The organism is Kinneretia sp. DJ1R-11, from assembly GCF_025717595.1.
Classification (GTDB): domain Bacteria; phylum Pseudomonadota; class Gammaproteobacteria; order Burkholderiales; family Burkholderiaceae_C; genus Paucibacter_A.
This window is the reverse complement of record NZ_JAJIRR010000006.1, coordinates 128,527-146,478: the sequence shown is the minus strand read 5'-3', so window position 1 is coordinate 146,478 and position 17,952 is coordinate 128,527. Positions and strand designations below refer to the sequence as shown.

Sequence of the window (17,952 nt, the reverse complement as noted above, 5' to 3'; positions counted from 1 at the left end):
AAGAACCAGTTCCTCCGCAGAGCGAGCCAGGACGCTGAGCCACGAAAGCTCCGAGGATTTCAAGAGTGCTTTCCTCCGTGACTCGGTGCACCTATTGGGTCGGTGCAAGGGGAGGCCGTGCGACGATGCAGTCTGATTTCGTTCGGGAGGGGCATATGCCCAGCAAGTTTCTGAAGCAGCTGTGTCGGGCCTTGCTGGCCAGCGTTGCACTGTCCGCCGTCGGCCCGATTTTGGCCGGCCCCGTCCGCGTGCCCGGCACCTTACGCTTTTGCGCCCAAGGCAGCCCCAAGAGTTTCGACCCGGCCAACAGCGACTCGGGCATTGACCATGCGGCGACTTATCCGATCTTTGACGGGCTGATCGACAACGAGCCGGGCACGGATCGCCTGATCCCGGCCTTAGCCGAACGCTGGACGGTGGCGGCCGACGGCCGCAGCATTCGTTTCAAGCTGCGCCATGGCGTCAAGTTTCACAGCACGGCCTACTTCAAGCCGACGCGCGACTTCAATGCCGAAGATGTGATCTTCACCTTCGCGCGCCTGCTGGATCCGCAGCATCCATTCTCCAAGGCGCATCCCATCGTCTCGCCCTATGTGATCTCGGCCGGCTGGAAACAGCTGATCGCCGGCGTGGATCGCATCGCGGATGACGAGGTGCAGATCCGCTTCCACAGCGTCGACGCCACCTTCCTGAACCTGCTGACCTACGCCTTTGCCGCCATACAGTCGGCCGAGTACGGCGCGCAGTTGCTCAAGGCCGGCAAGGCGGCGCAGATCAACAGCCTGCCTGTTGGCACTGGCCCTTTTGTCTACAAGAGCTACCAGCCCGACAGCATCTTGCGTTACAGCCGCCACCCGGAATTTTTCCGCAGCGATCGTGCCGTGGTCGAGCAGCTGGTCTTCGCCATCACCACCGATCGCAATGTGCGCACCCAGCGCTTGCGCCGCAATGAATGCGACATCGCTGCGCTGACCAACCAGGCCGATCTGATCGAGCTGGAGCGCGACCCGGCCATCCAAATCCACAGCGTGCCCGGCCTGAATATCGGCTTTCTCGCCTACAACACCAAGAAGCCGCCGCTGGACAAGCTGGCCGTGCGCCAGGCCCTGGACATGGCCATCGACAAGAACACCCTGGTCAAGACGGTGTTCGGCGGCGCCGGTGAGCTGGCCAACTCTCTGGTCGCGCCGCCCAGCTGGGCCTTTGATGCCAGCCTCAAGGCGGCGCCGCATTCGCCCGAAAAGGCGCGCGAGCTGCTCAAGAGCGCCGGCGTCAAGGACTTGAGCCTGACGCTCTGGGCCATGCCGGTGCAGCGCTTCTACAACCCCAATGCCCAGCTGATGGCGCAGATGATCCAGGCCGACTGGGCCAAGGTCGGTGTCACCGCAAAAATCGTCAGTTATGAGTGGGGCGAGTATTTGAAGCGCGTGGACCAGGGCGAGCACGACACCGCCATGATCGGCTGGAACGGCGAGGCCGACCCGGCCTCCACCCTGGGCCAGCTGAGCTGCGGTGCCGCCAGCGGCAGCTTCTGGTGCGACCCCGCTTACGACGCCCTTCTTGCCAAGGGCCGCCAGACCCTGGACATTCCGGAACGCAGGAAGTTCTACAGCCAGGCCCAGCGCATGGTGCTGGCACAACTGCCCTGGACACCGATCGCCCACGGCAAGATCGCGGTGGCGGTGCGCCAGCGGGTGCAGGGCTTCAAGCTGGCGCCGGACGGCAATTACCGCTTCGACGGCGTGACGATCAAGCCCTGAGGGGCGGCCCGGATGAGCGCGCCTAAAATGGCCGGCATACCAATGAGGGACCTGCAGCAATGAGCATCAAGAGCGACAAGTGGATCCGCCGCATGGCCGAACAGCACGGCATGATCGAACCCTTCGAGCCGGGCCAGATCCGCGCGAACGCCGCGGGCGAGAAGATCGTCAGCTACGGCACTTCGAGCTATGGCTACGACATTCGTTGCGCGCCCGAGTTCAAGGTCTTCACCAATGTCTACAGCTCCATCGTCGACCCCAAGAATTTCGACGAAAAGAGCTTTGTCGATATGGAAGGCGACCACTGCATCATCCCGCCCAACAGCTTCGCGCTGGCGCGTACGGTCGAGTACTTCCGCATCCCGCGCAATGTGCTGACCATCTGCCTGGGCAAGAGCACGTACGCGCGCTGCGGCATCATCGTCAACGTCACGCCCTTCGAGCCAGAGTGGGAAGGCTATGTGACCCTGGAGTTCTCCAACACCACGCCGCTCCCGGCCAAAATCTACGCCGGCGAAGGCTGCGCGCAGGTCTTGTTCTTCGAGAGCGATGAAGTCTGCGAGACCAGCTACAAGGACCGTGGCGGGAAGTACCAGGGCCAGCGCGGCGTGACCCTGCCGAAGACCTGAGGCGGTTTTCTGCTGCGCGGCTGCCATGCGTTGTTGGCCGAACGCTCGGGATCCTCACGTACAAGAAGTACGTTCCGGTCCCTGCGCTTCGGCCGCCGCGGTCAGAGGCCTTGGCCTTCGCCAGGCAGATCCAGTCCTCAGGACTGAATCTGTCTGGGCTCAGCCTAGCCTGCCAGCCGCTCGCGACGAAAACAAGTGGCTGCTCAGCGATCAGGTGGCCGGGCGTAACGGCCAAACTTGAGTGAAAACAGCCGGTGAATCACCGGCTGTTTCGCATTTAAGTTTCGCCAGCGGCCGGCATCATGGCGCCATCCCGGTCCTGTGCAGGCCGGAATCGCGAGGCCCATATGATCATCCCGCTGCATCTTCTGCCCGAGTTCAATCAAGGCGCGCCGATCCCGCTGGATTTTTCGCTTCCTCGTGAACTGCCGCAGCAGAATCAGGCGCTGGGCGAACTCACTTCGCCCATCGTCGGCCCGGTGGCCCTGTCTGATCTGCATTGCTTCCAGGCCTTGATGGCCGATGAGGGCGAGCAACTCCAGCCCACCCGCATGCTGTATGACCGGCTCTATGCCTTTGAATGCCTGGCTCGGGCTCATGCCTGCGCCAACCCGGGCTTGCGCGCGCTGGCGCTGCGCCTGTTCAGCGACTACCAGCGCGCGGGTGAGTGGATTGGCTTGATGCACTGAACGGCCGCCCCGTGCGAGGACGAGGTTTCCCTCCCCGCTGAAGCCCTCCTCGTGAGGGCTTCTTGCTTTGCGGCAGGCTCCGCCGCTCAGGCCGGCAGCGCCACGGGCAGCCAATCCATGCCCGGAACGCGCAGCACTCGGGCTTGCTGGGCACGCTGCCCCATGCTTTGCAGGTCCTGCTCGATGCGGGCTCGGTCAGCCGCCTGCAACATGTCCACCAGGCGCTGGTCCAGGCCGGCCAGGCGGCGCTGCGCATCTGCGATGCGCTCGCGCTGGCCATGCAGGCGCAAGGCCAGCGTTGCTTGGGTCTGCTCGGCCTGTGTTGACTGCCCCAGGGCTTGCTGACTCCGCGCCATGGCCTGCAGGCCGCGCAGCGCCTGGGTTTCGCGCAGAGGCAGGTCGAGGGGCTCAAACAGGCGCTGCAGCTCCTGCAAGGCTTGCGCGTGCAGGCCGGCAGCCTGCAGCTCCAGACTCAGCTCCAGCCGCATCGGCCGGATCAAGCCCTGCCAATCGCGCGCCAGCGCTAGGGCCAGCACCTCGCGCAGCAGCCTCCCGGCACGCTCAGTCTGCCCCGCGCGGCGCAGCCAGCGCGCTTGATTGCCGTGCCAGATGGCATCGATGTAGCAGCTGTGGGCCAGTGCCGCCATATGGTGCTCGCCTTGGGCCTGCACCCGGCCAAAGCGCGGCAGCAACTGGCTTGCGGCGCTGGCCTCTCCGCAATCCTGATAAGCATCGAAGAGCACACAGGCCAGATGCAGGGCATTCGAGTAGCGCAGCTGCTTGGCCGTCGAGGCCGTGCATTGCTCGGCAAAGCCGATCGCTTCGAGCATGAAGCGTTCGGCCAGCAGGCCATCGCCCATGCTCAGGTAGCACATGGCGGCGCGCTCCATCGCCTGTGCCGAGAACTCGGTTGAACCCAAGGCCAGCGCATCTTGCAAGGCCAGCTGGGTGGCGCTGAGGGCAGGCTGGGGCCAGGCCAAGAGGTTGTAGGCGAAGGCCTGGAAGACAAACACCTCGGCACGTTCGACCGTGGGCCCGTCGTGTGCCAGCAGCTCCAGGGCCTCGGCACCGCTGTGCAGAATGTCTTCCAGCCGGTCGAACTTGCTCAAGCTGCGCATGCGCAGCAGCAGGCCGCGCACGTGCAGCCGGTGCAGTTCGGCGCTGGGCGGGTGTCTGTGGCGCAATTCCTCGAGCAAGGGTTCGAGCGCTTGCAGCACCTCCTCGAAGTGAGCCTGGACGAAGCGCAGCTGAAAGTCCGCCAGCCGAACACCGGCCGCAGCAAGGTCTGCACCTGTGGCTGAGGGAGCGAGCGGCGGGGCGGACGTCGGCATGAGGCTCCTCTGACAAGGCGCGCACGGTGCAATCCGTTCAGTTTGCCCAGGTTTGGGCCTCTGTGCTCGGCAAATCAGGGTAAATAAGGACATGTGACTGGGTGAATGCTTGGGGTGTCTTTCGTCATGCTGGGTGTGGCTGTGTATCGTCACGACTTCGTCAAAAACTCGCCCAGCTCCCATGAAACGACTGATCCCTGCCGGCCTGCTGCTGGCCATCACCGCCGCCCATGCCGCCGAAGGCATGTGGATGCCGCAGCAACTGCCGCAGATCGCCAAGCAGCTCAAGTCCGCCGGGCTCAAGCTGGACCCCAGCCGTCTCAACCAACTGACCGAGTTCCCCATGGGCGCTGTGGTCAGCCTGGGCGGCTGCACCGCCTCCTTCGTCTCGCCGCAAGGCCTGGTGGTCACCAACCACCACTGCGCCTACGGCAGCATTCAGTACAACTCGACGCCGCAGCGCGACCTGCTGAAGAACGGCTTCCTGGCCGCTGACTTCAAGGACGAACTGCCGGCCGCCCCGGGCAGCCGCATCTTCGTGACCGAAGAGGTCAAGGACGTTACCGCCCAAGTGCTGGACGCCAAGACTGCCGCGCTCTCGGGCAAGGCGCGCGTGGACGCCATCGAAGCCAAGGAAAAAGCCCTGGTCGCCGCCTGCGAGCAGGACAAGGCCTACCGCTGCCGTGTGGCCGGCTTCTACGGCGGCCTGCAGTACCAGCTGATCAAGCAGATGCAGATCCGCGACGTGCGTCTGGTCCATGCGCCGGCCGATATGGTGGGCCGCTTCGGTGGCGACAGCGACAACTGGATCTGGCCTCGCCACACCGGTGACTACAGCTTCTACCGCGCCTACGTCGGCCCGGACGGCAAGCCCGCCGACTTCAGCCCCGACAACAAGCCCTACCAGCCCAAGCACCACCTGAAACTGGCCAGCACGCCGCTGAACGAAGGCGACTTCGTCATGGTCACCGGCTACCCCGGCCGTACCCAGCGCCACCGCCTGCCGCAGGAAGTGGATTTCGCTTTCAGCTTTTCCCAGCCCACCGGCATTCAGAACATGCTGACCCAGCTGGACCTGATCAAGCAGGAAACCAGCGGCCGTCGCGAGGCCGAGATCGCCTTGGCCGGCTCCGTGCAGGGCCTGGGTAACGCCTCCAAGAACATGCAGGGCCAGATGGCCAGCTATGCCGGCAGCGACATCCTGGAGCGCAAGCGCAAGGCTTTTGAGGATCTCAAGACCTGGGTGAACAGCGACGCCGCTCGCCGCGCCAAGTACGGCGCCGACCTGGCCGCCGTGGAAAGTCTGCTGGCCGAGCGTCAGACCCTGGCCCGCACCGAATCCAGCCTGCGCGCCTATTCGCCGCGCCTGCTGGGCACCGCCCGGGGCCTCTACCAAAACGCCCAGCAGCGCTTGCTGCCCGATGCCCAGCGCAAGCCCGGCTACCAGGAGCGCGACGCCCTGCGCCTGCGCCAAGGCCTGGAGTCGCAAGACCGCCGCTACGACGCGCAGACCGACATCCGCCTCGCTTCGCACTTCTATGCCAAGTACCTGGCCCAGCCGGCCGAGCAACTGAGCCAACCCCTGCTCAAGGCCATGGGCCTGAAGGCCGGCATGGATGAAGCGGCTGTCAAGGCCCGCCTGCTCGAACTGCAAGCCGCCACCCAGCTGAGCGACAAGGCCAGCCGCCTGGCCTGGCTGGACCGCAGCGTCGCCGACTTTGCCGCCAGCAAGGACGCTTACATCGCCGCCGCGGTGGCCTTGTACGAGGAAGACGAGCGCATCGAGAAGCGCGACAAGGAAATGGAAGGCCGCATCGACCAGGCCTATGCCAACACCATGGCCGCCCTGATGGCCTTCAAGGCCAGCAAGGGTGAGGCCCTGTACCCGGACGCCAACGGCACCCTGCGCGTGAGCTACGGCCATGTCCAAGGCCGCAAGCCGGGCACCGATGGCAACGACTGGCTGGCTTTCACCACCTTGCGCGGCATCACCGCCAAGCACACCGGCACCGGTGACTTTGACGCCCCCGAGGTGCAGCGCAAGGCCATCGAAGCGCGCCAGTTCGACAAGTACGCGGTCAAGTCCCTGGACTCCGTGCCGGTCAACTTCCTGGCCACGCTGGACACCACCGGTGGCAACTCCGGCTCGCCGGTGCTGAACAGCCGTGCCGAACTGGTGGGCCTGCTGTTTGACGGCACGCTGGACGCCGTCATCTCCAACTGGGACTTCAACACCCAGATGACCCGCAGCATCTGCATGGATGCACGCTACATGCTGTGGCAGATGAAAGTGGTCGACAAGGCCGACCGCCTGCTCAAGGAAATGAACGCGCTCTGATCGCCGCCGTACCTGCTCTCAAGGCCCTCCGCTGGAGGGCCTTTTTCATGGGCCTTCTTTTTAGGCTCTCTTGCGGCGCACTCAGGGTTTGTCTGAGTGCCTCCTCACACTGCGAGAGTCGCGTAAAAACAGGTATGGTGCCGGCTTCCCATACCCGGGCGGAGACCCTCGCATGAAACTCAAGACCTGGCCCCATCGGGCCGCAGTCCCTGTGCTGGCATCGCTGGCATTGCTGAATCTGGGCGCCGCCCAGGCCGAAGAAGGCATGTGGATGCCGCAACAGCTGCCCCAGATCAGCAAGGCGCTCAAGCAGGCCGGCCTGAAGCTGGACCCCGCCAAGCTCAGCCAGCTGACCGAGTTCCCCATGGGCGCGGTGATCAGCCTGGCCGGCTGCACGGCCTCTTTCGTTTCGCCGCAAGGCCTGGTGGTGACCAACCACCACTGCGCCTACGGCAGCATCCAGTTCAACTCCACGCCCGAGCGCGACCTGCTCAAGAAGGGCTTCCTGGCCGCCGACTTCAAGGACGAGCTGCCGGCCGCGCCGGGCAGCCGCGTGCTGGTGACCGTCGATGTGCGTGATGTCAGCGCCCAAGTCATGGACAGCGCCACCTCGGCGCTCAAGGGCAAGGCCCGCAGCGATGCGATCGAAGCCAAGGAAAAAGCCCTGGTGGCCGAGTGCGAGAAGGATGCCGGCCACCGCTGCCGCGTCGCGCGCTTCTACGGCAGCCTGGTGTTTCAGCTGATCAAGCAGATGGAAATTCGCGACGTGCGCCTGGTGCACGCGCCGGCCCAGGGCGTGGGCCTGTTCGGCGGTGACGCCGACAACTGGATGTGGCCGCGCCACACCGGCGACTACAGCTTCTACCGCGCCTATGTCGGCCCGGACGGCAAGCCGGCTGATTTCAGCGCCGACAACAAGCCCTACCAGCCCAAGCACCACCTGAAGCTGGCCAGCAGTCCCTTGAAGGACGGTGACTTCGTCATGGTGACGGGTTACCCGGGCGGCACCGACCGCCACCGCCTGCCCACCGAAGTGGCCTTCAACTTCGACTGGGAAGCGCCCGAGCTGGTCAAGGCCTTTGCCCAGCAGCTGGACCTGATCAAGCAAGAAACCGCCGGCCGCCGCGACGCCGAAATCAAGCTGGCCAACACCGTGGCCGGCATCGGCAACTACTACAAGAACCTGCAAGGTCAGCTCCAGAGCTGGCAAGGCAGCGACATCCTGGCCCGCAAGCAGGCCGATTTCGCCGCCCTCAAGGCCTGGGTGAATGGTGACGCTGGCCGGCGCGCCCAGTACGGAGCCGGCCTGGCCGAGGTCGAGCGTTTGCTCGACGAGCGCCAGGCCATCACCCGCCGTGAGCTGCTCCTGAACTTCGCCTCCACCACCTTGCTCAGCGGTGCGCGCACGCTCTACCAGCAGGCGCAGGAGAACCTCAAGCCCGATGCCGAGCGCAAGCCCGGTTTCCAGCAGCGCGACCAGCAGCGCCGCCGCCAGGCCGTCGAGGCCATGGAGCGCCGCTATGACGAGCAAGTCGACAAGCGCGTGGCCGCCTATTTCTTCGCCCAGTACCTGGCCCAGCCGGCGGCGCAGCTGAACCCGGCGCTGCTGCGGGCCCTGGGTCTGCAGCAAGGCATGAGCGAAGGCGCGGTGCGCGCTCGCCTGGACGCCATTTATGCCGGCAGCAAGATGGCCGACAAGACCGAGCGCATGGCCTGGTTGTCGCGCAGTGTGGATGAGTTCAAGGCCAGCAGCGACAGCCTGATCGCCGCCGCCGTGGCCCTGTACGACGACGACCGTGCCCGCGAGGACCGTGACAAGGAATTGGGCGGCCAGGTTCAGCGCGCCTATGCCGAGACCATGAAGGCCTTGATTGCCTTCAAGGCCAGCCAGGGCAAGGCGGTCTACCCCGACGCCAATGGCACGCTGCGCGTCAGTTTCGGCAAGGTGGCCGGCCGCGCCGAGGGCGCCGATGGCACGGCCTGGTCGGCCTTCACGACCCTGCGGGGCATCGTGGCCAAGCACAAGGGTGAGGGCGAGTTCGATGCCCCGGCTGAGCAGCTGGCTGCCATCAAGGCGCGCCAGTTCGACAAGTACGGGGTCAAGGCACTCGACTCGGTGCCGGTCAACTTCTTGGCCACCCTGGACACCACCGGCGGCAACTCCGGCTCGCCGGTGCTGAACCAGAATGCCGAGCTGGTCGGTCTGTTGTTCGACGGCACGCTGGACGCCGTGATCTCCGACTGGGACTTCAACCCCAAGACCACGCGCAGCATCTGCCTGGATGCGCGCTACATGCTCTGGCAGATGAAGGTGGTCGACAAGGCCGCGCGTCTCTTGAAGGAAATGAAGGCGCTGTGAAGCGCGGCCAGCCCTTGCTGGGGCCGGCCTGTCAGCGATCCCTGCTGCCCGGGTAAGTGCCCGGCAGCAGGATGCTGCGGTCCACGCCCTCCAACCGGGTATGGCCGCTGAAGGCCATGGTCAGGTCCAGCTCCTTGTGGATCAGCTCCAAGGCTTTCGTCACCCCGGCCTCGCCCATGGCGCCCAGGCCGTAGAGGAAGGCGCGGCCGATGTAGGTGCCACGCGCGCCCAGGGCCCAAGCCTTGAGCACGTCCTGGCCCGAGCGGATGCCGCCGTCCATATGCACCTCGATCTCGCGGCCCACGGCTTCGACGATGCGGGGCAGGGCGTGGATGCTGGACTCGGCGCCGTCGAGCTGGCGGCCGCCATGGTTGCTGACGATCAAGGCATCGGCACCCGAGTTCACCGCTAGGCGCGCGTCCTCGACATCCTGGATGCCTTTGAGGATGAGCTTGCCGCCCCAGCGCTTCTTGATCCACTCGACATCGCCCCAGTTCAGGCCTGGGTCGAACTGCTTGGCCGTCCACTCCGACAGCGAGCCCATGTTCTCCACGCCTTTGACATGGCCGACGATATTGCCGAACTGGCGCCGTGAGGTGCCCAGCATCCCTAAGCACCAGCGTGGCTTTGTCATCAGGTTGATCAGGTTGGCCAGGGTGGGCTTGGGCGGCGCCGAGAGGCCGTTCTTGATGTCCTTGTGGCGCTGGCCGAGGATTTGCAGGTCCAGCGTCAGCACCAGGGCGCCGCAGCGGGCGGCCTTGGCGCGGTCGATCAGTCGCTCGATGAAGTCGCGGTCGCGCATCACATAGAGCTGGAACCAGAACGGTGCTTTCGTGTGGGCGGCAATGTCCTCGATGGAGCAGATGCTCATGGTGGACAAGGTGAAGGGCACGCCAAACTTCTCCGCCGCGCGGGCGGCCAGGATTTCGCCGTCGGCATGCTGCATGCCGGTCAGGCCCGTCGGCGCGATCGCCACCGGCATCTTCACATCGACGCCCACCATGCGCGCCACCGTGCTGCGGTTCTCCATGTTCACGGCGACGCGTTGGCGCAGCTTGATGGCCTGGAAGTCCGCTGAGTTGGCGCGGTAGGTGCTCTCGGTCCAGCTGCCCGAATCGGCATAGTCGTAGAACATGCGCGGCACGCGCTTTTGGGCCAGCAGGCGCAGGTCTTCGATGCAGGTGATGACGGGCATGGCGAACCGGTGGGTCATTGAGAACGCGGCCATCCTAGCCCGGAACACATCACCTACACTGCGGCGCCATGGACCCAAGCCCGCCGCCTGCACCGACCCATCCCATGTGGCTGCGCCTGCTGTGGCTGCTGGGCGGTGTGCTGAGCCTGGTGCTGGGCATCATCGGCATCTTTGTGCCCTTGTTGCCGACCACGCCTTTTGTGCTGCTGGCCGCCTTCTGTTTTGCGCGCGGCAGCAGCCGCTGCGAGCGCTGGTTGCTGGGCCACCGCGTCTTCGGCCCCATGGTGCGCGACTGGCGTGCCAATCGCGCCGTGCCCTTGCGAGCCAAGCAGCTGGCCAGCGTCATGATGACCTTCGGCTCGGTGATGGCGGCCTTCAAGCTGCCGCTGCATCTGGCTTGGTTGCCCGCGGCGTGTTGCGCCGGCGTGGCGGCCTGGTTGTGGAGCCTGCCCACGCGCCGCCCTTGAGCGGCCTGTGCTGCTTGTTCTTCAGCTCGGCCGGCCGCGCGGCAGACGCAGGCGCACGCACAGGCCGCGCTCGCTGGCCGGCAATTCAACGTCGCCCCCTAGGCGCTCCATCAGCGAGGCCACGATGTAGAGGCCCAGACCCGAGCCGCCCTTGCCGCGCTTGGTGGTGAAGAAGGGCTCGAACATGCGGGCGCGGACATCGGCACTGGCGCCGCAACCGTCGTCCGCCACATCAAGCAGCACATAGCGACCCTCCAGGCGCGCGCTGATCAGGATCTGGCCGCCGCGCCCCTCTGGAAACGCGTGGTTGATGCTGTTCATGATGAGATTGGAGACCACTTGCGTGAGCAGGCCGGCGGCCATGCGCAGCTCGATCGCGGCGTCCACGTCGAGCTGCACCGAGACCATGGCCTTGCGCAGCGCCGGGCCCAACACCGAGGCAATGCTGCGCAGATAGTCGAGCAGCACGAAGTCGCTGACCTCCTCAGAGGCCTGGTCCACGGTCACCTTCTTGAAGTTGCCGATCAGGCTGGCCGCGCGCTGCAGATTGCGCTCGACCAGATCGCTGCCGCTGATCAGGCGGGTGGACAGCTCGGTCAGTTCGACCCGGCTGACCCGTTCGCCGCGCAGGGCCGCGCCCAGTTTCTGAGCGTTCTCGGCCACGCTGGAGGCTGCCGTCACGGCCACGCCGATGGGCGTGTTGACCTCATGCGCCACGCCAGCCACCAGGCGACCCAGGGCGTCGGCTTTTTCCTGCTCCATCAGCCATTGGGCGTGCTGGGCGCAAGCCAGGTCGTGGCCGACCAGCAGACGTTCGAACAAGCGCCCGAGGTGGCTGGCCTGCAGCATGTCCTGGCGGCTCCAGTTGCGGCTGCTTTTTTGTTCCAGCCAGAGCAGGGCGACCAAGCGGTTCTGCACAAACAGCGGGATCTCAATGCGTGAAACGGCGGGTGCCAGGCCCGACAACAGGGCCAGCTCGGCCTCGCAGGGATGCAGGCGCAGATCATGCAGGGCCAGGGCCTCGCTGCGGCCGGCCAGCAACTGCAGGTAGGCGGCTTGTGCCGGTGCGCGCAGCAGCAGCCGTGTTGTGCCATCTTCGGCCGGCTCGTCATGCAGGCGCAGCACGCCGGCGCTCTCGCTGGCCCACCAGAAATGCACGGTGTCCAGCTGCATGATCTGCAGGGCGGCACTGCGCATTTCCGAGGCGGCGAACACCACATCGGCTTCGCTTTCGATGCGCCAGTGCCGGTTCGACAGCTCCAGCAGCAGTTCCTCGGGCGGCTTGCGGGTCAAGTCGTAATGGGCCAGGCGCAGCAGGCGTTCGGGCAGGCTCAGCCGTTCGATTTCTTCGCGCAAGGCCTGGTGTTGCCAGAGATGGTCGAGCGCCGCTTGCGCATCGCCCTGGGCCTGCAGCAGGCGTGCCAGCTGCAGATGGGCCTGGCTCTCGCCGCTGCGCGACTGGATCTGGCGTGCCAAGGCCAGCGCCTGCCGGGCGCTGTGCAGGGCTTGGTCGCGGTCACCGCGGGCCAAAGCGATCTCGGTCCAGGTCTGGCAGGCCATGCCTTCCAGCCATTGGTGGCCCAGGCGGCGCGCCCAGGCCAGGGCCAGCTGGCAGGGTTCGGCGGCCGCCTCGACCTGGCGTCGGGCCAGCGCCGTGCGCGCCAGCTGCCAATAGGCTTCGCCGATGAACTCCGGGTGGGGGCCGCGTTGGGCCTGTTCCAGGCCGAGGCGGAATTGCACCTCAGCGTCGGCCAGTTGGGCATTCTCGAAATGCCCCACGCCCATATTGAGCGCCAGCTTGGCTGCCAGATAGGGGTCGTCCAGCTGGCCCAGAAGTTCGGCCGCATCGCGGTGAAAGCGCCGGCCGCGGTCCCAGGCGCCCAGTGCGTAGTGGATCTGGCCCAGGCCGATGCGGGCTGCCACGCCGACGCGCAACTGCTCGGCCTGCCGCGATGCCCGCAGCTGTGTTTCGGCCTCTGCCTCTGCCAGCGGCCCGCTCCTGACTTGCGCGAGGCTGGCCAAGTCCAGCGCGCGCGACCATTGCTCGGTGGCCTCGAAGTACTCGCCTTTTTGGTAGGCGACCCGGCCCAGGGCTTCGTGCAGGCAGGCCGCCTGGGGGGTCAGGTGGGCTTCCGCCGCTTCGTTCAGCGCGCTGTTCAGTTCCTGCTGCAGGCTCAGGGCCTGGCCCATGCGCTCGGCCAGGTAGAACTGGGCATAGAGGGCGTCGAGAGCCTCCGCCAGCTCGCCGGCCTGGCGCAGAGCCTGGACCAAGCGCGCGTGGCGCGGCAACGCACAGTGGGGGTGGCGGCTGGCCAGCCGTGCCAGACGTTGCAGGGTAGGGCCGCTCCGTCCTCGCGTGGCGGGGCCGGTTGGGCCGATTGGGCCGATAGGGGCTGGGGCGGGCTGGTTCAGCAGGGCAGCTCTCCTTCAGACCGCCTGCTTGGCCCTGCGAGGCGCAGGGCGCGCAGATGCTGCGGCCTCAGAGCGGAAGGATAGCAGCGCAGCGCCTGTTCCGGCCTGGCTGGCGTTCAGAACAGGCTCAGGTTTTCGGCCGGCGCCGGGCCAGCGCTGGCTGGGGCGCGCTTGGAGCGGGCGCGCATTTCGGAAGCTTGGCCGGCCTGGCCCGGGCGGCTCAAGCCGCCCATGCGCACGCCGAGCAGGCGGATGCGCTTGTCCAGCGCCACCCGCTTCAGGCAGGCGCCGGCAGCGCGGCGTATGGCCTGGGCATCTTGTGTGGGCAGCTCCAGGGTCAGGTCGCGGGTGACGGTGTGGAAGCCTTCAAAGCGCAGCTTGATGCCGACCGTGCGGCCGAGGTAGCCCTTGCGCTGCAAGTCGCTGGCCAGCTGTTCACACAGGCGCGTGAAGATGGCGCCCAGGGCGGCGCGGTCATGCACGGCGTGCAGATCGCGCTCGAAGGTGGTCTCTCGGCTGATGGACACCGGCTCACTGTGTGTGACCACCGGCCGGGTGTCGCGGCCATGGGCTGCTTCGTGCAGCCAGGCGCCGAAGCTTTTGCCGAACTGCGTAATCAACATGGCCGGCTCGGCCGCCGCCAACTGGCCCACGGTCTCCAGGCCCAGGGCTTGCAACTTGGCCCCGGCCTTGGGGCCGATGCCATTGATCTTGCGCACGCCCAGCGGCCAGATGCGGGTCTGCAAGTCGTCAGGCGCCAGCAGCAGGCTGATGCCGTCGGGCTTGTCCAGCTCAGAGGCGATCTTGGACAAGAGTTTGTTGGGCGTGATGCCGATCGAGCAGGTCAGGCCGGTGGCGCGCAGCACCGAGTTCTTGATCTCCCGCGCCACCGCCCGCACGCCGCCCAGCGGGTCGAAGCCGACTGCTTCGCGGATGCCGGCGATCTCGCCCAGGTCGATGTAGATCTCGTCGATGCCGCGGTCTTCGATCACCGGCGCAATCTCGGCCACCGCCGCCTTGAACAGGCGCGAGTAATGCCGGTAGGCCTCGAAATCGGTGGGCAGAAGGATGGCATCGGGCGCGCGCAGGGCGGCCTTCATCATGCCCATGCCCGAGAACACGCCCAGGTCGCGCGCGGCGTAAGTGGAAGTGGTGATGACGCCGCGGCCGGTGTAGTCGCGCAGCCGTGAATACTCGCGCGTGCCATCGGCCAAGGTGCGCGGCTCGTGCATGCGCCGCCCGCCGATCACCACCGCCTGGCCTTTGAGCTCGGGGTAGCGCAGCAGCTCAACCGAGGCATAGAAGGCGTCCATGTCCAGATGCGCGATCAGGCGCTCGGGCAAGGAACCAGAGTTGGCCTGGAGTGCGGCGAGGGCGGAGGCGTCGGAGGGACGAGGATCGGGGGCGGCAGCCATGCCGGCATTGTCCGCCCTGGGTACTGACAGGCCGTGGCAGCAATGGGTCCGGTGAAATCTGGGCTTCATGGAGTTTGTGCACAATGCGCGAGCCCGAGAGTTCAGGGCTGTATCACCAAGAGGCGACGCTCCACACCATGGCTGATTCTTCTCCTGCTCCCGCTGCCGGCCTGGCTCAATTGAAGATCGACCGAACGGTAGCGCCGGCCTCGGGCAAGCGCCGCCGCCTGCCTTGGCGCTGGATCCTCGCTCTGCTCTTGCTGCTGGGGGTGGCCGCTGTGGCCCTGATGCCGCGCCCGACCGAGGTGCGGGTCAGCTCGGTGCTGCAAAGCACGCCGGCGGCCCAGTATGCGCAGCTCACCGCTTCGGGCTATATGGTTGCGCAGCGGCGTGCGGCGGTGGCCTCCAAGGCCAGCGGCCGGCTGATGGAGCTGAATGTGCGCGAGGGCTCGGTGCTCAAAAAAGGCGAGCTGATCGCCCGCATCGATGCTTCGGATGTGCAGGCGTCCATCGCTGCCGCCGCGGCCGGCGTGCGTCTGGCCGAGGCCGGTGCCCGCCAGGCTCAAAGTGCGGTGCAACAGGCGCAGGTCGAGTGGAACAATGCCGAGGCCGAGTACCAGCGCAGCCTCAGCTTGCAAAAGCAGGGCTTTGTCTCCGGCCAGGCGCTCGACGCCGCCCAGCGCCGCCTCGACGCCGCGCGCGCCTCCCAGGTCTCAGCCCAAGCGGGCGTGGCCTCGGCCCAGGCGGCCGTGCAGCAAGCGCAGGCGCAGCTGAATCTGCAGCAGGTGAACCGGGAGTTCACCGAGATCCGGGCGCCATTTGATGGCGTGGTGTTGGTGAAGAACGCCAATGTGGGTGACATCATCACGCCCTTCTCGAACGCCGCCGGTTCGCAGGGCGCGGTGGTCACCATGGCCGACCTCGGCACGCTGGAAGTGGAGGCGGATGTGTCCGAGTCCAGCCTGGCCAAGGTCGCCAGCGGCCAGCCGGTCGAGATCAGCCTGGATGCCTTGCCGGGCCAGCGCTTTCAAGGCCAGGTCGTGGGCATTGTGCCGACCGTGGACCGGGCCAAGGCCACGGTGATGACCAAGGTGCGCTTCGACCAACTCGACGCGCGCATGCTGCCCGAGATGAGCGCCAAGGTCGTGTTCCTGTCCAAGAAGCCCGCGCCTGCGGAGCTCTTGCCGGTGCTGGCCGTGAACCCCAAGGCACTGCAGGAAAAGGACGGCAAGTTCTGGTTGCTGCGGCTCAGCCGCCAGGGCGATAAGGAGTTGCTGGAGGCGCTGGAGGTGCGCAAGGGGCGGGTGCTGGGCGATGTCCTGGAAGTGAGCGCGGCGGGTTTGAAGTCCGGGGACCGCGTGGTGCTGGAGCCAGGGCCCAAATTGGCCGCGGGCAGCCAGGTCACCCTGTCAGCCAAGCCATGAGCGACAAGGCCCCGCTGATTCATATCGAGGCCCTGTCCAAGGCCTACCGACGCGGCCAGCAGGACATCCCGGTGCTGCTCGATGTCAGCCTCGATGTGCAGGCCGGCGAGTTCGTCGCCTTGATGGGCCCCAGCGGTTCGGGCAAGAGCACCTTGTTGAACCTGATCGCTGGCATCGATCAGCCCAGCAGCGGCCGCATCGTGATCGGGGGCGTGGACATTGCCACCCTGGGCGAAGGCGCGCTGGCCGATTGGCGCGCGGCGCAGGTGGGCTTCATCTTCCAGTTCTACAACCTGATGCCGGTGTTGACGGCCTTGGAGAACGTCGAACTGCCCTTGTTGCTGACGGGGCTGTCGGCCCGCGAACGCCGCCTGCATGCCGAAGCGGCCTTGTCCTTGGTGCGGCTGGATGACCGCATGGATCACTTTCCCAACGAGTTGTCGGGTGGCCAGCAGCAGCGTGTGGCCATCGCCCGCGCCCTGGTCAGCGACCCCAGCCTGATCGTGGCCGATGAGCCCACGGGCGACCTGGACCGTGTGACCGGGCAGGAGGTGCTGGACTTGCTCGAGGACCTCAATCGCCGGCTGGGCAAGACCATCGTCATGGTGACCCACGACCCCAAGGCCGCAGCCCGGGCCCGGCGCCTCATCCATCTGGAAAAGGGCGTCTTGGTGCCCGATGTGGCCGGCGCCCCTGCGCCTTAAGCCGAGCCCGAAACCGCGTCCGCCCTCGAGTTCAGCCGCCTGCCATGCCCTTTCTGCTCAAGCTCCTGCTGAAGAATGCCTTCCGGCATCGCTTGCGCACGCTGCTGACCTTGGTCGGTCTGGTGGTGGCACTGTCGGCCTTTGGCCTTTTACGCACCATCGTCGACGCCTGGTATGCCGGTGTCGAGGCCTCCAGCAGCACGCGCCTGGTCTCGCGCAGCGCGATCTCGCTGACCTTCCCCCTGCCCCTGGCCTATGCCCAGCGGCTCAAGGCGGTGGAGGGGGTGAACCGGGTGTCCTGGGCCAACTGGTTCGGTGGCATCTACATCACCGAGCGCAATTTTTTCCCCCAGTTCGCGGTCGAGCCCGCCAGCTACCTGGCGCTCTACCCCGAGTACCGCCTCAGCGATGAGCAGCGCCTGGCCTTCATTCGCGATCGGCAAGGCGCCGTTGTCGGGCGCAAGTTGGCGGACAAGTTCGGCTGGAAGATCGGTGACCAGATTCCGCTGCGCGGCACGATTTATCCGGGCACGTGGAGCTTCACCCTGCGCGGCATCTGGGACGGCGCCGAGGCCAAGACCGACGAAAGCCAGATGCTGTTCCATTGGGGCCTGATCAACGAGAGCCTACGCAAGCGTTATGGCAACCGGGCTGATTTCGTCGGCGTTTATGTGCTGGGCATCGAGGAGCCGCAGCAGGCGCCGCTGGTGTCGCAGCGCGTTGACGCCCAGTTCAAAAACTCGCTGGCCGAAACTCTGACCGAAACCGAGAGTGCGTTTCAGCTCAGCTTTGTGTCCATGAGCGAGGCGATCCTGGTGGCGGTGCAGGCGGTCAGCTACATCATCGTCATCATCATCATGGCGGTGATGGCCAACACCATGAGCATGACGGCGCGTGAGCGGCTGGCCGAGTACGCCACCCTCAAGGCCCTGGGCTTCGGCCCCGGTTTCGTGGTGAAGCTGCTGCTCGGCGAGAGCCTGACCATCGCCCTGGCGGGCGGCCTGCTGGCGGTGGCCCTGACCCTGCCCATGGCCGCTGCCTTTGCTCAGGCCGCAGGCACTTTGTTCCCGGTGTTCCAGGTCTCGCCCTTGACCATGGGCTTGCAATTGGCGGCGGCCCTGGTCGTGGGTGCGGTGGCTGCTGCCTGGCCGGCCTGGAGGATGAGCCGCATCGACATTGTTCAGGGCCTGCGCCATGTGGGCTGAGGCGCAGCCGGGCTCGGCCATGGG

General features: G+C 66.3%; 13 protein-coding genes. 9 read left to right on the top strand and 4 right to left on the bottom strand.

The window, feature by feature from the left end; genetic code table 11:
- The first annotated feature begins 155 nt into the window (after nt 1-155).
- The 3 genes from LNV23_RS12385 (at nt 156) to LNV23_RS12375 (ending at nt 3,078) form a co-directional block, all read left to right on the top strand.
- Nucleotides 156-1,760, top strand: a complete 1,605-nt coding sequence (locus LNV23_RS12385) for an ABC transporter substrate-binding protein (RefSeq protein WP_263563251.1) — start codon at nt 156-158, stop codon at nt 1,758-1,760.
- Between the two features lie 59 nt (nt 1,761-1,819).
- The gene (gene dcd / locus LNV23_RS12380) at nt 1,820-2,389 is read left to right on the top strand and encodes a dCTP deaminase (protein WP_263563250.1); all 570 of its coding nucleotides are present in this window, start codon (nt 1,820-1,822) and stop codon (nt 2,387-2,389) included.
- Between the two features lie 347 nt (nt 2,390-2,736).
- Nucleotides 2,737-3,078 carry a hypothetical protein gene (locus tag LNV23_RS12375; protein ID WP_263563249.1) on the top strand — a complete coding sequence of 114 codons (342 nt, stop codon included), beginning with the start codon at nt 2,737-2,739 and terminating at the stop codon, nt 3,076-3,078.
- Nucleotides 3,079-3,164: 86 nt separating this feature from the next.
- Here the strand turns inward: LNV23_RS12375 and LNV23_RS12370 are convergent, their stop codons facing one another.
- Nucleotides 3,165-4,409 (bottom strand): hypothetical protein, encoded by a 1,245-nt coding sequence (locus tag LNV23_RS12370; protein WP_263563248.1) that lies wholly within the window; start codon nt 4,407-4,409, stop codon nt 3,165-3,167.
- Between the two features lie 181 nt (nt 4,410-4,590).
- Here LNV23_RS12370 and LNV23_RS12365 point away from each other — a divergent pair, with 181 nt between their 5' ends.
- A complete protein-coding gene (locus LNV23_RS12365; protein WP_263563247.1) occupies nt 4,591-6,747 on the top strand; it encodes a S46 family peptidase in 2,157 nt (718 codons plus the stop codon).
- A 172-nt stretch (nt 6,748-6,919) separates the two neighbouring features.
- On the top strand, nt 6,920-9,106 hold the full coding sequence (locus LNV23_RS12360) for a S46 family peptidase (protein WP_263563246.1): 2,187 nt from the start codon (nt 6,920-6,922) through the stop codon (nt 9,104-9,106).
- 31 nt (nt 9,107-9,137) lie between these two features.
- Here the strand turns inward: LNV23_RS12360 and LNV23_RS12355 are convergent, their stop codons facing one another.
- Nucleotides 9,138-10,301, bottom strand: coding sequence for an alpha-hydroxy acid oxidase (locus LNV23_RS12355; protein WP_263563245.1), 1,164 nt, complete (start codon nt 10,299-10,301; stop codon nt 9,138-9,140).
- Between the two features lie 68 nt (nt 10,302-10,369).
- On the opposite strand from LNV23_RS12355, the gene LNV23_RS12350 reads away from it, so the two are divergent.
- Complete coding sequence (locus LNV23_RS12350; protein ID WP_263563244.1) at nt 10,370-10,768, top strand: YbaN family protein; 399 nt, start codon at nt 10,370-10,372, stop codon at nt 10,766-10,768.
- Between the two features lie 21 nt (nt 10,769-10,789).
- Here the strand turns inward: LNV23_RS12350 and LNV23_RS12345 are convergent, their stop codons facing one another.
- Together LNV23_RS12345 and LNV23_RS12340 are read right to left on the bottom strand one after the other, a co-directional pair.
- Nucleotides 10,790-13,057 carry an ATP-binding protein gene (locus LNV23_RS12345; protein WP_263563243.1) on the bottom strand — a complete coding sequence of 756 codons (2,268 nt, stop codon included), beginning with the start codon at nt 13,055-13,057 and terminating at the stop codon, nt 10,790-10,792.
- A 239-nt stretch (nt 13,058-13,296) separates the two neighbouring features.
- Entirely contained in the window at nt 13,297-14,493 is a 1,197-nt protein-coding gene (locus LNV23_RS12340) for a DNA polymerase Y family protein (protein ID WP_263563354.1), read from the bottom strand.
- 239 nt (nt 14,494-14,732) lie between these two features.
- Here LNV23_RS12340 and LNV23_RS12335 point away from each other — a divergent pair, with 239 nt between their 5' ends.
- From LNV23_RS12335 to LNV23_RS12325, 3 genes are read left to right on the top strand one after another with little or no spacing between them, the layout of a single operon-like run.
- On the top strand, nt 14,733-16,019 hold the full coding sequence (locus LNV23_RS12335; protein WP_263563242.1) for an efflux RND transporter periplasmic adaptor subunit: 1,287 nt from the start codon (nt 14,733-14,735) through the stop codon (nt 16,017-16,019).
- Entirely contained in the window at nt 16,016-16,723 is a 708-nt protein-coding gene (locus LNV23_RS12330) for an ABC transporter ATP-binding protein (protein WP_263519744.1), read from the top strand. Before LNV23_RS12335 ends, LNV23_RS12330 begins: the two co-directional genes overlap by 4 nt.
- A 44-nt stretch (nt 16,724-16,767) precedes the next feature.
- Nucleotides 16,768-17,928: an ABC transporter permease gene (locus LNV23_RS12325; RefSeq protein ID WP_263563241.1), complete on the top strand. Its 1,161-nt coding sequence runs from the start codon at nt 16,768-16,770 to the stop codon at nt 17,926-17,928.
- Nucleotides 17,929-17,952 lie beyond the last annotated feature (24 nt).

What these genes read in the sequence shown, in the direction of transcription:
- LNV23_RS12385 (WP_263563251.1), top strand. Translation starts at nt 156, where the DNA reads ATGCCCAGCAAGTTTCTGAAGCAGCTGTGTCGGGCCTTGCTGGCCAGC.
- dcd (WP_263563250.1), top strand. Translation starts at nt 1,820, where the DNA reads ATGAGCATCAAGAGCGACAAGTGGATCCGCCGCATGGCCGAACAGCAC.
- LNV23_RS12375 (WP_263563249.1), top strand. Translation starts at nt 2,737, where the DNA reads ATGATCATCCCGCTGCATCTTCTGCCCGAGTTCAATCAAGGCGCGCCG.
- LNV23_RS12370 (WP_263563248.1), bottom strand. Translation starts at nt 4,409, where the DNA reads ATGCCGACGTCCGCCCCGCCGCTCGCTCCCTCAGCCACAGGTGCAGAC.
- LNV23_RS12365 (WP_263563247.1), top strand. Translation starts at nt 4,591, where the DNA reads ATGAAACGACTGATCCCTGCCGGCCTGCTGCTGGCCATCACCGCCGCC.
- LNV23_RS12360 (WP_263563246.1), top strand. Translation starts at nt 6,920, where the DNA reads ATGAAACTCAAGACCTGGCCCCATCGGGCCGCAGTCCCTGTGCTGGCA.
- LNV23_RS12355 (WP_263563245.1), bottom strand. Translation starts at nt 10,301, where the DNA reads ATGCCCGTCATCACCTGCATCGAAGACCTGCGCCTGCTGGCCCAAAAG.
- LNV23_RS12350 (WP_263563244.1), top strand. Translation starts at nt 10,370, where the DNA reads ATGGACCCAAGCCCGCCGCCTGCACCGACCCATCCCATGTGGCTGCGC.
- LNV23_RS12340 (WP_263563354.1), bottom strand. Translation starts at nt 14,493, where the DNA reads ATGGACGCCTTCTATGCCTCGGTTGAGCTGCTGCGCTACCCCGAGCTC.
- LNV23_RS12335 (WP_263563242.1), top strand. Translation starts at nt 14,733, where the DNA reads ATGGCTGATTCTTCTCCTGCTCCCGCTGCCGGCCTGGCTCAATTGAAG.
- LNV23_RS12330 (WP_263519744.1), top strand. Translation starts at nt 16,016, where the DNA reads ATGAGCGACAAGGCCCCGCTGATTCATATCGAGGCCCTGTCCAAGGCC.
- LNV23_RS12325 (WP_263563241.1), top strand. Translation starts at nt 16,768, where the DNA reads ATGCCCTTTCTGCTCAAGCTCCTGCTGAAGAATGCCTTCCGGCATCGC.